At 41.2% G+C, this 658-nt stretch carries 1 protein-coding gene; it reads right to left on the bottom strand.

Going from position 1 to position 658, the window contains the following annotated elements; translation table 11 throughout:
* The coding region (locus tag P20652_RS17165) for a transposase (RefSeq protein ID WP_237707085.1) at nucleotides 1-658 on the bottom strand (658 nt) is incomplete at both ends.

Below are 658 nucleotides of genomic sequence, written 5' to 3' on the forward strand. Positions count from 1 at the left end.
GTAACTGCTTAGGTTGTTTACCTTTTGCCGCGTATGTTAAACGTTGTTGAACACTTGTATGGTCTGACTCCTCTGGGGTGTTAGCCATTTTAGCTCTAATGGGGTTTAAATCTACATAGGCCATACAAGCTGCAAGTGCTGCTTCATCTAGTAATGCTTGCGATTTAAACCTACCCTCCCAAAACCTCCCTGTGCAGTTATCTTCTTTGTTTGCTCTGCGCGCAATGTCTTCATTTAATAGCCGCATAAACCAGCTGATACTCGCTAGGCGTTCGCGATATTGTTTAACCGTTTGATTGAAAAAGATGAGCTCAACTTTACTTAGCTTTTCACCTTGTACATATTTTTGCGTTAACAATGTGCCTTTACAGAGTTTATGCCAGCGAATAACAATCGCTTTATCACTAAGCCTATTTGCCTTAATATCATCAACATACAGTACTAAGTGAGTGTGGTTACTCATTACAGCGTAAGCACATACATCAATACAAAACACCCTGGCTAATTCAAGCAGCTTATCTTCAACCCAGCCTCGTCGATGCTCGTAAGATTGACCAGTAAAACGGTCTTCCCCACATAAAAATGCACGTCGAACGCAACGCGAAATACAGTGGTAGTATTTTGTATCAACCAAACTTACTTGACGCTTTCTTGCGAT

Origin of the sequence: Pseudoalteromonas sp. BSi20652, from assembly GCF_000239855.1 — a bacterium.
Lineage (GTDB): Bacteria > Pseudomonadota > Gammaproteobacteria > Enterobacterales > Alteromonadaceae > Pseudoalteromonas.